Here is a 14,159-nt window from a genome sequence, read left to right on the forward strand (position 1 = left end):
CCCCCCCCGACTGGAGATACCTGCTGATGATGCGTCTGGTGTCGCTGCATCTCTCGAACGACCGGATCCTCTGGGGCAACCTGCTCCTCGAGGACACCGACAACCCGGATGCGCATCTGACGCAGATCATGGTCCGCGCCATCGACACGGGACCCGGCTACGAGCTCTATGACAGGACCAACGCGGTTCTGTCGGACCTGAACGTGCCAGCGGTACGAGAGGCGAACCGCATCGTGCAGACCATCCTCATCCCCGCCTCCGAAATCGCCAGACGCGAGAAAGCAGTCCGGGCGGTCATCCACTCCGGCTACCTCGAAGGGTTCCCCGACGACATGCCCTGGCAGTCACAGCTGTGGAGGTACGCCCGCGGGGAAGTCACCCGGGAGCAGCTCAGCGCCTACGCCGACGACGGCCGGCAACTCACTCGCGGCTCCGACTCCCCAGTCGACCCGGCAGATGTTCCGGAGGACTGGTGGCGGAACACGCAGGCCCGCATCCGCCGGCACCTGCTCGATGCGACCCTCACCGAAGCGGAAGCCGCCGCAGCACTACAGGTCACCATCGATGACGTTGGTGAGCTGTTCGGGTCGAATCGACTCCTCAGCTTCGACCTCGAGGGCGAAGAACGCATCCCCGACTGGCAACTCGTGAAACCGGCCCTGCCCGAGTTCGGCGACCCGTCCAGTCTGCTACCCGGCCTCGACGTCCTCCTCGCCGCGGCACCGCAGCCGCTGCTTGACGCAGCGGCCATGACCGAGTTCATGACCACACCGCGCACCTTCCTTGAAGTCGACGACGAACCGCTGACGCCGTTGACCTGGATTCAGCAGGGGCGGCCGCTCGCAATGATCGTCGCCCTGTTCCGCGGACGGCAGTGGCGATGACGACCCACCGTCCGGACCTGTTCCTCATCAACGTCGCCTTCGACCTGCACGGCGTCCACGGTCACATGTACTTCCGCGACCCACCCGACACCGAACTCCGACAGGTCATCGTCCACGGCAGCGGCGACGCCGCCACCTACCGAATCGAACCCGCCCCCGGCGACACCCGCGACGGGTGGGACCCATTCCTAACCGAGGCGGGCTGGATCGTGGCGCTCATCCGCCCCGACACTCCAGAGGAGCGCAGCTGATGGGGCCCGCACTCGAATGGGTCGCCGCCGCTTACGGTGGTCGGCCGCAGATCACCATGCCGTACGGGCTCGGCGACACCACTGACCTCACTGACGCTCTCGCCGTTCTTAAGGTTGCCGGACACACCGCGGTCGTGGAGACGCACGACACGATCCGCCTCGCCGACGGCCGCCGCGCACGATTCCCGACCCTGACGCAGAGACCACGCGACGAGCCGGCTGTGCCCGCGGAAATGCTGTTGCTGGCGCCGCGGACGGTGACGACGACACAGATCGCACTCGCCGAACAGACCACAACGGTCCTCCTCGTCGACGTCGACCGACGACGCGTATGGGTCGACGGTAAACAGGTCCTCGGCAGCCACGACCGGTGGAAGGACGCAGCGCCGATCTACATCACCTTCGCCGTTGCGCGGATGCTCGCCGTCAACGGATCCACCTTTGACGGCCTCGTCCGCGCAGGACTCACGCCAGGGCAGGTCGACGACGCCCTTGCCAGGCTCGGCAAACGCGTCCACCGCACCGACATCGGATGGGAATCACGGCAAGTCGGTGGCCTCGTCGACTTCGCCATCGCCTGCTACCCGGGACCCGGCGGCGTCAGGACGCGGTGGACATCGGACGCGCCGCTCGTCGAGCAGGCGAAACGGCTCATCAGCGCTGGCTGCCGCATCTCCGGCCGCGCCATCTCCCAACGGCCCGGTTACCCGGCCATCAGCAAACGAGAGATGCCGTACCGGCTCGTCGCGTTCACCGAACACGAGGTCGACATGGGCTCGCTCGGGTTCGAACCGGACACCGTCGGCTACTCGGGCACCGAGCTGGTTCGACCCGCCGATCCCACCACCTTCCTGACCGCAGCAGCGGCCGGCTACACGGACCGCACTGACGACATCATCACCGCCAACACGTTGCTGCGAGCCGACATGCGCAACGACGACGACGCAGCATCACTCGAAGAAGTCCGCAACCGGCTGCAGTTCCTCGCCGACACCGGATACGACCTTCGGCACAACTTGCCGGACTAACGACGCCTCGACCGAAGGTGCGCAGCCGGCAGAAGGCCACGTCAACGAGGGTCGTCGCTGCGCCCATGCCCCTATCCTTGCGCGCCTGCCGAGATTGGAGGAATGACAGTGTCAGACCTTAAGATTCGGGCATGCAGGACGCCATCAATCGGGAACTCGCTACCCGGGCAATCGCCGCCGTCAACGCGGTCACGGCGCTCCTTCCCGAGATCGCGACCACCCCCGGGTACGTTACACGCCAGGAAGTACCCGAGTACCGGCTCAATGAGCATGGATGGCCATCTATCAGCAAGAGTCGCTTCGTGCACAGCACCGACGGTCCGATGGACGTAATGAGTCTTTTCACGAACAGAGGGACGGAAGGTAAGCCCAGACTCGACGCGTCTGAGATTGCCGAGCTTCAAGATATGATCGAGTTCGTCCTCGCTGACGGTGATTTGTGCGCACGCATCTCAGGCGCAGGCATCAACCCGGACGACGCGGCCATCGCACGCGTGTTCAAGACACTTGATGCGACCAGGATCGTCGCAACGATTGCCGAGCGGGTGTACGCGACCGGCCTCCCCGTCGAGACGGTGTACCGAGAGCACGAACGAGCACTCCTAGCGGACACGCTGCCCGTTGACGTGGTCGTGCCGATCACGCTGACGCAGCTTGACATCGACGAACCGCTGCACCTCGGAGACGACGTGTGGGTCGAAGCGCTCGACGAACCCACTCAACGAGCACGAGCCGTTGACCGCAACTCAAGCATCAACGCGTACCTCGTGTCGGCAGCAACGCACGCGGTGGTCCTCCGCAATCGTGAGGTCGACAACTCCGACGGTCCGCTCCCGCGGCGAATCCGGTTCGACAACGACCCACCATTCATAAGCGAGATCGACGAGGTTTTCCAAGCACTGGACATCGCAACAGAACGACAACTCGGATACGTCCAGGTGGCGCTTCGACCACGCGGTTGGGCCTACAGTTGGCTGAGCGATCTTCCTCCGATTGAGAACACAATTATCGCCTCGCGCTTACCTCCAGCTCTGGCGGATCACGGTTGGAGTCGCGCGCCGAAGACCATCAGCGCAGCACGCTGCTACCGCGCAGCCGAGGTCTTTCCTCGGTTACGTTCCACGAACGCTCGCGCAAAACTCGCAGCACGGCGACTGCGGCAAGCATCACTTCGACCACATCCCGATGACGCGCTCCTCGACGCCTGCATCGGGATCGAAGCACTCCTTGGGGAGGAACACGACGAGTTGGTGCACCGTATGGGGCTGCGTGCTGCGACCGCTCTCGCTGACAGGATGGACGCAGCGTTCGCGTACGACGTCCTCAAGAAGGTGTACAACCACCGGTCGAAAATCGTGCACGGCACAGAGCCGAAGAACTCAAGGATCACTTTGAAAGGCGAAGCGTGGTCCGCGTGGGCCGTCGCCGTCCTGCTGTTGCGATCGCTCCTGCAGTCGCACCTTGGCGAGGACGAACCTTGGACCGTTACCGATCTCGATCAACGCCTCTTCAAGTCGCTCACCACGTTCGCGCAGTCCGAAAAGTGAGCACGCCGAGAGCTCCCGCCATGCACCTGGTGCTTCAACCTGAACCGAGAAGGCGCGCGAGAGTGCGACCCTCCGATGTGATCCTCGTCCAGATGCGTTTGGTTCGCCGGTGAGCGGTATCGCAGTGCAGTTCATCGTCTCCGGAGCGGCCGGGGCTCTCTTCGTTGCCGCGGCTTCCGGTGTCCGCTCAGTGGCCGCGCAGCGCGCGCCTCGTCGTCGCGTCGAGGCGATCCGCGCCGCACAAGAGTGCCTGACGGTGCTCGGTGCGGACCACCCAGCTACGGAAGCTGTTGCTACCCATCAGCAGCAAGAAGCCGCCGCGCTAGCGGCATTAGTTCGCCGTAAAGCCCTCTCCCCACGCCGTTGGGCTGCCCTCGGTGTCGTCACCGGCGTCTTCACGCTCGGAGTGCTGCTGCTGGCCGTCGGAGCATGGTTGATCGTCACTGTTGCGCCTGCGGACACGGCACGGTCAGCGCTGTCGGGCGGATTCGTCGGCACAGCGCTCGGGCTCCTAGGGCTGTTCATCCGCTTCATTTACCGGCTCATCCGCAATTGGAGACACCTCGAATCGGACCCTCCCGACGAGCCCGAGCCCGAGCCTGAGCCCGTGGCCAGACCGCCTGTCGGTGCGGAGCGTGGCACGGACGACGACGTCAGATCCCAGCGAAGCGACGCTGCCCGCAGCTGAACGTCTAACGACTTTCAGCGTGAGCGACGTCGTCGCTGTCGCGTCTGGACCCGGTCGGTCCCAGGGCGGGCTGGCGAAAGATAGCCAGGTGCGGTTCACAGTTCACAAGGCTCATTGCAGGACTGCCTGCGGCCTGGATGGGGGATCCCCGGATGGGCGTTTAGGGCGCTACCGTCAGTGCTTGGGTGGGACGACGAGAGGTCCCGGAATAGGGGGCGCTGCAGATGGCAGAAGCGGACGACAGCGGGGTTGCGAGGCTTTGGTCAGACCGAGCTGCCGAGGTGCGCGGTACGCAGCTGATGTTGATCGGCTATGCGCTCTCCGGTCTGCCGCCGGCGGGATTCGTTGGTCCCGAGGACCCGCTGCTCCGGGCGACGCCGTTACCACGGCCCTTGACGACCGAGGCGAGGACACGATCACTTGACTGGTTACGGCAAGCGGCACTGGGCCTGCTACCGCGCCCGGCGCCGTCCGGCCCGCAGTACGGGCTGGCAGCGGACCAGACGCCGCAGGAATACATACTCACTCGCCCACTCGGCGACGTTCCATCCGAGTTTGACGTACCGTCGACCGCGAATCGTCTGCTTGCCAACATCGCGTCGTTTTCATCAGCTCGGTCAGCAGTAACGCTGCTGACCGAGTCGCTACGCGATGCGGACGAGCTGGTCCGTACCGTCGCGGCCGCGGTTCTGCACTCCTTGGGCCGGACCGACGAGGAGACCGTGCAGGTCATCCTTCAGACGGCCCGCCGCTCGTCAAACGCCACCGTGTCAGCGATCGGCAGCGTCATCGTCGACGCGTCCACTGGTCCCGACGAGACAGCGGATGACTTCGATGCGGACCACGACGACGTAGCCGACGACGGCAATCGATCGCCCGATGCCGGCGCCGACAGCGATCCCGCGTCATGCAGTGTGATGCTGCACGGGACGTTCGCGCGGCTCACATCTGCGCAGAAGCGTTGGTACGCGCCGTCGTCACCGCTTTCGAATCACGTCCGCAGCTACGCCTCACGCAACCTCTACGCTGGACAGGACTACCCGCGCTGGACTGCGGGTTTAAGCGACGCCGCCCGCGCGCAAGGAACAGCGGATCTGCTGCGGTGGTGTGCTCGGTACGGCCTCAGCGCGCTCGATACGGTCTACGCGCACAGTCATGGCGGCAACGTCGTCCTCGATGCGATCGAGCAGGGTCTGCGCGTCAAACTCCTCGTCCTACTCCACGTGCCGGTCATCGAGCGGAGCGCACGCACGTGGTTGAGGATAGAGCGGAACGTCGGCCGCGTCCTTGATCTCCGGACGGGACGGGACTTGGTCGTGGCAGCGGATCGTTTGCATCGGAAGGTGAACCGGCTGCCGCTGAGCGAGAACCGTCTGCCGCAGCTGCCGTGGGTTCACCAGCCGCAGCGCTCGGTACTGCACCTCTTCGACACAAGTCACCGGCGTTTCATCCAGCTGAAGACTTGGCGGAAGAACGCGATCGCGAACGATGTGCAGTCGGCTTGGCGCTTGGCGTGACGTGCGGCTGCGACGGTCTCACCAGAGGGCTCCCCGGTGTGCGCTCACATCTCGCTCGCTACCGGTGCTGCTCGCCAGCGTGGTGTGCGACAGCGCGGATCCCGTGCGCAATGTTCCGCAGGTGCTTGTTCGGGTCGTCGTTTGATCCTTGCGCGTCTGCTCCGGTGTACGGCCGTGGAATGATCGTCGGCCAGTCGGTGAGGTCGTATGGGTAGCGTTCTTCGTATTGCTGGGCTTCGCGGTCGCTTCCGGGCTGCCACTGATACGTGGCGATGACGGTGTCGGCTGCTGGAGCTCCCTTGGCACCACGTGGCTGAGCTTTCGGGTCGTCGGGCAGGTGCCAGAAGAGCCGGCGTCGGGCGCCGGGTGATAGGTCGAACGGTTTGGCGAATACCCGAGCGAGCGCTGCGCTGACGGAGTCGTCCTGGTACTGAGCACCGAAGACGGAGTCTGCGAGTCTGATGCGGATGTTCCGCGCGGTGGTGCGTCCGAAGTTCTCGATGACGAGGTCGAAGGATCCGCCGCCGGCGATGCTCGGTACGACGTCCATTCCGACGTAGGGCCGGGTCTGGTCCTCGCTGTCCTGCGCCTCGCGGAGCGCGGCGGCTGCGATCTGCTTGCTGTTCTGCCGGACCTGGATGGCTGCGGGGATGAGCGCAAAGCCGGCCAGTGCGGCCGCGAGCACCGCTGCGATCGCGCCGACCCATGTCGGGACGAGAACGGGGTCTGCGCCTGAAGCTAGAAGAAGCATGGCAGCACCCTACGATCCATCACGGACATCGGCAGTGACACGGTGCAGCACCGGCACCCCACGCTCGATGAGCCGATCAATACCTACGACGATCTTCCTTCAAGGGGGTGCGTGACGCTGCTTTGAACGGGGTGGAGCGACTTGGGTGGCTCCGACGGGTAGCCGGAGCCACTCGAGTCGCCGCAATAGGCGCTATCCGCGGATGTTGCGCGGGTCGTTGCCGGGTGCGATGGTGTCTTTCGCGCGGATCTGACCATCACGGCCGTGGATGTTCAGCTCGCCGCCGCCAGCGTTGCCGATGATCTGCCGGCCCCGGTCGATGGCTGCCGCCTGCGTAGGCGTGTGTGCGGACACGCGGCTCGCGCCGGGTGCCGTAACGTCCCAGCCGCCGTTGGGGTTCTGGACGACGTGTCGGTCGTTCGAGTTCGTCATGATTGTGTTCCGTTCTGCCGCGACTGCGGCGAGATGGGGGGTCGCCGAGATGCTGCTCGCCGACCACCGCGCTGAGGGTGTTGTGGTTACGCGCCGACGGCGACGAATGCGTTCGTCTGCACGTTCGTCGCGGCGCGCGGCGCGCTGCGCGTTCGCGTGGGATGCGAACGCTTCACCGGATGCCGCGACCTTGTCGCTGGAACGCCATGCCCGCCACCGCCAGGTTGCGCCGGTGTCGAGGTACACGTCGTACCGGGCCATCAAGGACCCGGTTTTGAACGATGTGGCAGCGCGCTGCGCGTTCGTGGGCGAGGCGCACGTCTCGCCGGCCCATGCGACCAGTTCGTTGTTCGCGGCGTAGAGCCACCACGACCACTGGCCGTTTCGGGCAGGTTTGATCTTGAAACGGAGGGTCACTGTGCCCTCTCCTTTCCGTGTCTGCAGCGACGATGCCGTCGCTGCGAAAAAGGTGTTGCCGGACGTCGGCAACGAAGGAGGTTCAGCCACGGAGTCGTGGCTGCGAGACGTCAGCTCCTGTGATGGAGGCGACGTGCGAACGGCGGTCGGTTGTCGACGATGTCGACACGCCCAGACGTGGCAGAGAAACCCGCATCGTTCTGCGGCGTATGACGTGTATGCCGTCCCGATGGGTACAGTGAGACTCAACCGGTGCGGGTGACCATCTGGCGTCTCCAATCTGAGTTCGAATACACGGTGAGCGCTTGGGCCTAGGAAACTTCGGCGCGAACTGTGTGGAGTGACAGCCCTCGACTGGAAGATCCGGTCGGGGGTTTGTTGCTGTTCGGGCGGGTGACCGCCCTCACAGCTTCAACGGTACATGTAGTGGCCGACACCGGGACCGACCACAAGAGAAAGTGTTACAGCCGTGTAGTTCTCCACAATGTCCTCCGCAGCGTGGACAGGTCGGTGTACCCCGGAATACCGCCAATCTGGACGCCACCACCGACACTCCTCCACATGCGCAGGACGACTCTCTGCACCGCTGTGGACAACGCTCGGTCGGCGTGTCGCGACGAGCGCCGTACGCCCTCAACGGCGTCACGAGGCAGGCGCCAGTTAGTGAAGGCGTTGCGCTCCCACCACGGTCGACTGCGACGGCGGCATCCACACGGACGCGCCGGTGCGGCGCGCCGCGGCAGCACCACCGCTGCTGATGCCCGCCAAATGCGAGCAGCCGCGCCTGCAGTGGCGACGCAGATGCGCATTTGACACAACCGGCGCGTACACGCCGTCGAGCGGCCCGCCGCAACCAGCTCATCGTCACAACAGGGGTGGCGACGGCGCACGTCGACCTGCGGATTGCCACCGCCAACGACGCCGTGACACAACTCCGCCCCGCCCTCCACGCGAGGAGCAGGTCCAAGAGCAGGTGCCCGGATATGTCTGGCTGCCACGAAAACGACCTCGATCCGAACGAGCACCTCCGCGTGCCGCTCTGACCACCCTCCTACGAGCGGAGGTCCCGCGCCCTCTCTTCCGCCACTCGATGGCGGACGCTACTTCTCCACACCCACGCCTCGAGCTTCGTCTCGCCACGACCCGCTTCCACCCAGACCGCGTCACGGGTCATGCTCCGAGCAACCGCGTCGTCCCGGCGAATCAACCGATCCGGAAGCTGGAACCAGACGTAAACGGGCAGTGGCTCTTCCAGCTCACGCGCATCGGGGCCGCGTGCTGCTTCCTCTAACGAGAACGGCTGCGGCGGTACCCAACGACCCGAACGACGACGACTCATGGCTTGGATCGTAGGAGGGAGCGCCGACGCTTGTGGCGCGGCCGTATAAGGCACGCGCAATGAGACTGGTCTCGGACCACCTATGTGAGACGGGGCGCCCAGACTCACGCAAGTCGATAGGCCTCAGCGGCCAGGAGAGCGGAGCGCCCAATCAAGGACCGTCTATCGGACCCGCAAGGAGGGGCTGTCCCGAGACGTCCACCCCTTGCCGTGCGAAGGGCAATCTGGTTGCAAGGCACGAGTGCGTGGATGCCGCCAGGACCGTCAGCACGATCAGGGCCGCCGTACGCGAGCCGATGGTTCACGCCATCCAGATCCCGTACCGACGCATCATTGCCCCATAGCTGACTCGGCACTCACTACTGGGTCGGGGGATTCTGGTTTCGAGGGAGTTCCTCGACCCTGGCTCGGAGCGTCTCGATGGTGCTGACGTGGTTGACGAGCCGGATGATGAGGGGTTGGAACTCGCCCGTGACGGATCGAGTCCAGGCGGCGGGGTTCTCCCGTTGGTTTGGGGGGAGTGGTTTCCACCCCACACCGCCATCGACGAGGGGGAGAGGCCAGACGGCGTGGAGGAGTTCGTTGCGGGTGTGAGCGTCCGTACGGGCGGCTGCGACCTCTGCTCGGAGGGCGTGAATGAGCTTCGGAGGTGCTGACCGTCGAGCGGGTATGCCCGCTCGTGCGATCTGGTCGAGCTCGTCGAGGACAGCGCCAGCGGGACGTCCGGCCCACGTGCTCTGCGGGTCGGTTCCGACGGTCGAGAGCAGCCCGTGAAGTTTGCTCTCCACGAGTGCGGACAGGAGCGCGACGCGGGCGATCGCTGCGGCGAACTCGTCGGGGATGGGGCCGCCGAACATTGTGTCTGGGACGCCCCACCGATCGGCTCCTGTGTTCATGGGGTCACCTTGCCATGCCTCGTAGGAGCTCGGTGGCTCACGCGTCATGGTGATCAGTTGTGAGACAGGGCAGACGCAGCTCCCGAGTGTTAAGCGGATGGCGTCTGTTAAGCGGATGGCGTCGTCGGCAACCACAGCAGCGCGGTTATCGGTGTCCGGTAGCCGATCGGCTATCGAGACGCCGAGGTCGGCGAGGTGTGCGCTCGGAGTGTTCGCCGATCGAACCTCGAACACGGTGCACCTGGTCCCCGAGGGCGCGGTTCGCGTGTCGACGCACTGGGACGCTGAGACGAGTGTGGCCAGCCGCCCGACGAGGGCGGCTGGCCACTCACCTGCGACCCTGATCCGGCGCAGGTGCCGTTCACTGTAGAGGGCCGGCGGTGGCCCGTTTCACCGGCGGTGCTCTCCCCGCGCCCATCGGGTACACACCCGTGCCGGAGCAGGGTTGCTGCCGGGGGAGAGGCGGGGCCGTGCAACCCGAATGCGCGGCCCCGCCTCGGGGGAGGACCACTCCCCATGGACGGGTCGGATCAGGAATCCCGTCGACAGCACTCATCTCATCATGTTTGTGTAACGGTCGGGGCAACAACTGCCGGTGACCGATCGGTTCTCGAGACGCTCATTGTGCGGCAGCGCATCCGGATCGCGTTCGGGAGCCCGCCCGTGGGTTCTGCGCCGAGTACGGTCGGGCGCGGGCATCGGGCTGTCAAGGCGGCTGGTGTCCGGGCGGGAAGCTCACCACTTCCCAGCGGGCCGGGATCGAGCGTTCATCCTCTCTCGGCCCGTCCCTGGAGCACTTCACGCTGCGGGCGCCGTCGATGTCGGCGGGTGACTGGGGCGGTGCGTCGGAGGGTCGGCAGTCAGCTCAGGAAGGGCGGCCTGGGGGTTGCGGGTTTCGTGGTGGTCTCTATGCTGGCGGCAGTAGTAGCCCGAGACCCCGGCTGCAGCGACTGTTTCGTCTTCACTGCGTGCGCAGTGGCCGCGTTGCGGGCTGGCCGGGTGTTCCTCGCTCGTCGTCCGGCTGGCTCGTTGGGGTGTCCCGTGGTGTTCGCGTCTCGGGGCTGGCGTCGGCGGTGGTGGTCCGTGTCGGATGATGCGGGGTGCGGCTGCCGGGGTCAGGTAGGGCGGGCAGGCGTTGCCGACCAGCGACCCGAACGCCGATCGGCAACGCCTCCCTGGGTCCTGACCTGCTCAGGTGGACGCAACCCTAACCCCGCACCGGCCCCCTGCATGCGGAGTTGTCGTACGGAGTGTCCGCGACGCGATGCCCATCCATCGGCAGGACTAGGTGATCGCCGCCAGAGCGGCGTCAATTACTTGATTTGGCGCTGGCCTGCTGTCGGATCTGAGGGTGCTCCTCGATCTCCGCCTCGCGGTCCGAGCCGCCTTAGGGGCGGTAGTCGCGGTTCTTTTCTGGAGGGTCGAGAGGTAGTTGTCGCGGCCACTGTCGCCCTTGCATGCCTGAAAACACGGCGATCACAGATCGGACAACGGCGCTGGCCACGGTGCTCCACCACCCGCGCTTCCTGGGGTCGGCGAAACCATCGTCGCCGTAGGGGGGGTCGTAATCAACGTCACCCATCAGAGCCTCCTAGCCCGCGCTGCGGTGCGTTGATAGTACGTCGGGCACCGAGAGACCTGGCGCTGGTGGTGGTGACTGCTGATGGTGTCGCCTGTCGGGGAAGTGGAGGCGGGTGGACGCTGAGTGGGTATCCGGCTTCGGAGCGGTTGGGTCGGTGGGCGAAAGGAGCAACCGATGAAGCACATCCGCTACGACCACTCCACGATTCTCACGAGCGACGACGTCGCTGATGCTGTCATCGAGTACGCCGCGGCACTTGCTGGCGGCGATCGCGCCGACACCGTCGCGATTCCCGCCGTGGCCGAGGACGGAACGATGACCACAACGAAGGTGCTCATCGGGCCGGCCAGCGAGCTCGTCATCGAAGACGCTGAGGAAGATGACCTTGAGCTCGAGAACGACGAGTTCGTCGCTCGTCTCCGCGCCGCAGCGGAGACGTTCGGCCACAGCGAGCCGATCCATGCCGATACTCGCTCCGACCTGACCCCGGACGGAGACACTCGGGCCGTCGGGTAGGCAGCACTATGACGCCGTCTACGACGTTCGTGTGAGCTCGGCGCTGCGTGTGCCTGAACGCGTTCGTGTCAGGAGCGCACAGCCTCCGGTGACTCGTCGCGGAAGAAGTCGCCGTCTGGTGTCGGCACATCAAGCGTGCCGGTGCGGCGCCACTGTTTGCGGGCCGACCTCACTGTGCCGATCCGGGCGGGTTCGACGTTCTCGTTACTCGTGTAGCTGCTCATGGTCGATCTCCTCCTCGACTGCCCGTGAGTCCTCATGCCCCCCCCCGTTCGAGGGTAGCGAATCGGCCATGACGTGGGCCGTCGCCGCCAGAACCGGCTCTTGCCTTTCGAACCGGTGATCCACGGGTTACCGTCGACGCGTGGCACTTACCGACCCGCCTGCAGAACACCATCCGGAGCCCTCAGCGCTCTCACCTGCGTCCGCGTCCGCGCACGACGCGGATCTGCCCGGCGCGACAATTGGTGGCAGCAGCGAGTACCAGTCCACCGCGCACATTCCCGACGACGTCGCAGATGACGGTCCGGACGAGGTCCTTCTCCGTCCCGGGCGGCATGCCTCGTAGCTGATCGGTTGGCGGTCAGCTCTGTGCCCGCCGTTCGGGCGAGTGCGGGCGATGCGCCCCGCGGAGGGGCGCACAGCCCGTATGCATGACCATGGTCGTCCCTGTTTTCCCCGAGGTGCTCCCCATCAGAGCGATACGCAGGTTGTCGCATGCAGGCCTCGGCAATGAGGCGTTCCGCAGCGATTTCTGAAGCGTGTGCCGGACCGGGCCGACGTATCGCTGCGACGCGCTGATTGTCGACGATGAGCGCCTGTGGGTAGGCGGTGGATCGAAGTTCAGAGCTATTGCAGTGGGCGCGGATGCTGCGCACGGCGCTCTGGCTTCGCCGTCGGCGGTACACGCAGGTGTGGGCCGTTCCGATGAATCGGAGCAGCCCACAGTCACCCAGATGCCAGTTGGGAGTTGGCGAGCAGCTGCTCGCTGGCACACCATCGGTTAGGAGCGGTGGGGCGTTTCGTGCCCAGAGGTCAGTTCGAACGCCCGTTGATATCGCGGCGATCGTCGTCGTTCCAGTCGGGCTTGCGAACACCAGCCTTCGCGATGCCGCGGCTGACGACGTAGGCGGCCGTCACGATCGCGACGTACAGCCAGGCCTGATCGGCGCCGAATCCGGTGTGGCCCTCGTCTGCGTTGTCGACGACCGCCGACGCGATGAGGATCGCGATCGACACGACCAACCAGGCGTAGAACTCGGTGGTCTTGAGCGCGGACTTGGTTTCGTTCCATGTGGCCCGGACGGCTGAGTCGTGTCGTGCGGGGTTACCTGTCGTATTTGACATTGTCGCTCCTTCTGATCTTCGCGACCGCAGATCGGTGGCGTCGTGGCCCCAACAGTTGTCTTACCTGGCTGGTTACTTACTCAGTTTGAGTTCTCAGGTGGGGTCGGGGAGCATGGGTTTGTCCACCATGCGACAGACGGGATGACATGACCTCCGACAATCAGGCTCCTGGGACGTCTGATCTGTTCGCGCACCAGCCGCGTACCGCCGCTGGTGCAGCGGCCATCTTGAGCCTGGAAGCCCTCGGCGACAGCGTCCACGACGCGGACGAGCAGGCGCTGCGCGCGCTGGGCATGCTGCCCGTTGATGCTCTTGCGTTGCGACATCTGGTGCTCGCGCGCCGTGATGGACGAGCACTGAAACCAACGCAACTCGCCCGGTTACTGCACTTGTCGACTGCTGGGGTCACAAAGCTCATCGACCGACTCGTGCGTGACGGTCGGGCAGAGCGGCAACCCAACCCGGTGGACCGACGCAGCATCATCGTGACCGCCGCCGGCACCGCGGAGCAGGACCTGACACGCGCCTACGGTCACGTCCGTACTCCGCTGGTCGAGACCATCGATACGCTCACTGAGGATGAGTTGACGGCGGTGCAACGATTTGCGTCCATCCTCACGGATGCCCTTCGACAGGACGCCGTCCCCGCCACCTCGTCCAACGGCTAGCCGAGCCCCGAGTTCACCCGCGGCAAGGCCTCCCACAGAGCACAATCCTCATCGCGAGGACGAGGACGCGGCCGATCCCAGCGCAGAGCTCAACCGGCTCGACCGCTCGACCGCTCGACCGCTCGACAGGGTCGCAGCGGACACCCGAGCGAAACGGGCGTTCCGTAGCCGATCGGCTATCGGCTATCGGAACATCTTCACGCCGGTCAGCGGGACGAGAAGATCATGATCACTGGGCTTCGACGCATGAACCCCGTTGTACTCGGTGGCCGTATGCCGATCGGCTACTGAGACAG

General features: G+C 65.4%; 13 protein-coding genes. 8 read left to right on the forward strand and 5 right to left on the reverse strand.

What is annotated here, in order from left to right; genetic code table 11:
- Positions 1–26: 26 nt before the first annotated feature.
- From J2X60_RS10830 to J2X60_RS10855, 6 genes are all read left to right on the forward strand, one after another.
- On the forward strand, positions 27–884 hold the full coding sequence (locus J2X60_RS10830; protein WP_309887366.1) for an antitoxin VbhA family protein: 858 nt from the start codon (positions 27–29) through the stop codon (positions 882–884).
- Positions 881–1,135, forward strand: a complete 255-nt coding sequence (locus tag J2X60_RS10835; protein ID WP_309887367.1) for a hypothetical protein — start codon at positions 881–883, stop codon at positions 1,133–1,135. The genes J2X60_RS10830 and J2X60_RS10835 overlap by 4 nt, the downstream gene beginning before the upstream one ends.
- A complete protein-coding gene (locus J2X60_RS10840) occupies positions 1,135–2,163 on the forward strand; it encodes a hypothetical protein (RefSeq protein WP_309887368.1) in 1,029 nt (342 codons plus the stop codon). Before J2X60_RS10835 ends, J2X60_RS10840 begins: the two co-directional genes overlap by 1 nt.
- Positions 2,164–2,294: 131 nt before the next feature.
- Positions 2,295–3,710 carry a HEPN domain-containing protein gene (locus J2X60_RS10845; RefSeq protein ID WP_309887369.1) on the forward strand — a complete coding sequence of 472 codons (1,416 nt, stop codon included), beginning with the start codon at positions 2,295–2,297 and terminating at the stop codon, positions 3,708–3,710.
- 109 nt (positions 3,711–3,819) lie between these two features.
- Positions 3,820–4,398: a hypothetical protein gene (locus J2X60_RS10850; protein WP_309887370.1), complete on the forward strand. Its 579-nt coding sequence runs from the start codon at positions 3,820–3,822 to the stop codon at positions 4,396–4,398.
- A gap of 224 nt (positions 4,399–4,622) precedes the next feature.
- A complete protein-coding gene (locus J2X60_RS10855; RefSeq protein ID WP_309887371.1) occupies positions 4,623–5,915 on the forward strand; it encodes a hypothetical protein in 1,293 nt (430 codons plus the stop codon).
- Between the two features lie 58 nt (positions 5,916–5,973).
- Here the strand turns inward: J2X60_RS10855 and J2X60_RS10860 are convergent, their stop codons facing one another.
- The 3 genes from J2X60_RS10860 to J2X60_RS10870 form a co-directional block, all read right to left on the reverse strand.
- Positions 5,974–6,600 carry a hypothetical protein gene (locus J2X60_RS10860; RefSeq protein WP_309887372.1) on the reverse strand — a complete coding sequence of 209 codons (627 nt, stop codon included), beginning with the start codon at positions 6,598–6,600 and terminating at the stop codon, positions 5,974–5,976.
- A 258-nt stretch (positions 6,601–6,858) separates the two neighbouring features.
- A complete protein-coding gene (locus J2X60_RS10865) occupies positions 6,859–7,515 on the reverse strand; it encodes a DUF2188 domain-containing protein (RefSeq protein WP_309887373.1) in 657 nt (218 codons plus the stop codon).
- A gap of 1,698 nt (positions 7,516–9,213) precedes the next feature.
- Positions 9,214–9,984, reverse strand: a complete 771-nt coding sequence (locus J2X60_RS10870) for a hypothetical protein (protein WP_309887374.1) — start codon at positions 9,982–9,984, stop codon at positions 9,214–9,216.
- A gap of 1,522 nt (positions 9,985–11,506) precedes the next feature.
- Between J2X60_RS10870 and J2X60_RS10875 the strand changes: the two genes are divergently transcribed.
- Positions 11,507–11,848 (forward strand): hypothetical protein, encoded by a 342-nt coding sequence (locus J2X60_RS10875; protein WP_309887375.1) that lies wholly within the window; start codon positions 11,507–11,509, stop codon positions 11,846–11,848.
- Positions 11,849–11,916: 68 nt separating this feature from the next.
- Here J2X60_RS10875 and J2X60_RS10880 read toward each other — a convergent pair whose 3' ends face one another.
- Entirely contained in the window at positions 11,917–12,072 is a 156-nt protein-coding gene (locus J2X60_RS10880; protein WP_309887376.1) for a hypothetical protein, read from the reverse strand.
- 811 nt (positions 12,073–12,883) lie between these two features.
- The gene (locus tag J2X60_RS10885) at positions 12,884–13,087 is read right to left on the reverse strand and encodes a hypothetical protein (RefSeq protein ID WP_309887377.1); all 204 of its coding nucleotides are present in this window, start codon (positions 13,085–13,087) and stop codon (positions 12,884–12,886) included.
- 254 nt (positions 13,088–13,341) lie between these two features.
- On the opposite strand from J2X60_RS10885, the gene J2X60_RS10890 reads away from it, so the two are divergent.
- A complete protein-coding gene (locus tag J2X60_RS10890; protein ID WP_309887378.1) occupies positions 13,342–13,863 on the forward strand; it encodes a MarR family transcriptional regulator in 522 nt (173 codons plus the stop codon).
- The last annotated feature ends 296 nt before the right edge of the window (positions 13,864–14,159 follow it).

It is taken from the genome of Curtobacterium sp. 320 (genome assembly GCF_031455235.1).
In the GTDB taxonomy this organism is placed as follows: domain Bacteria; phylum Actinomycetota; class Actinomycetes; order Actinomycetales; family Microbacteriaceae; genus Curtobacterium.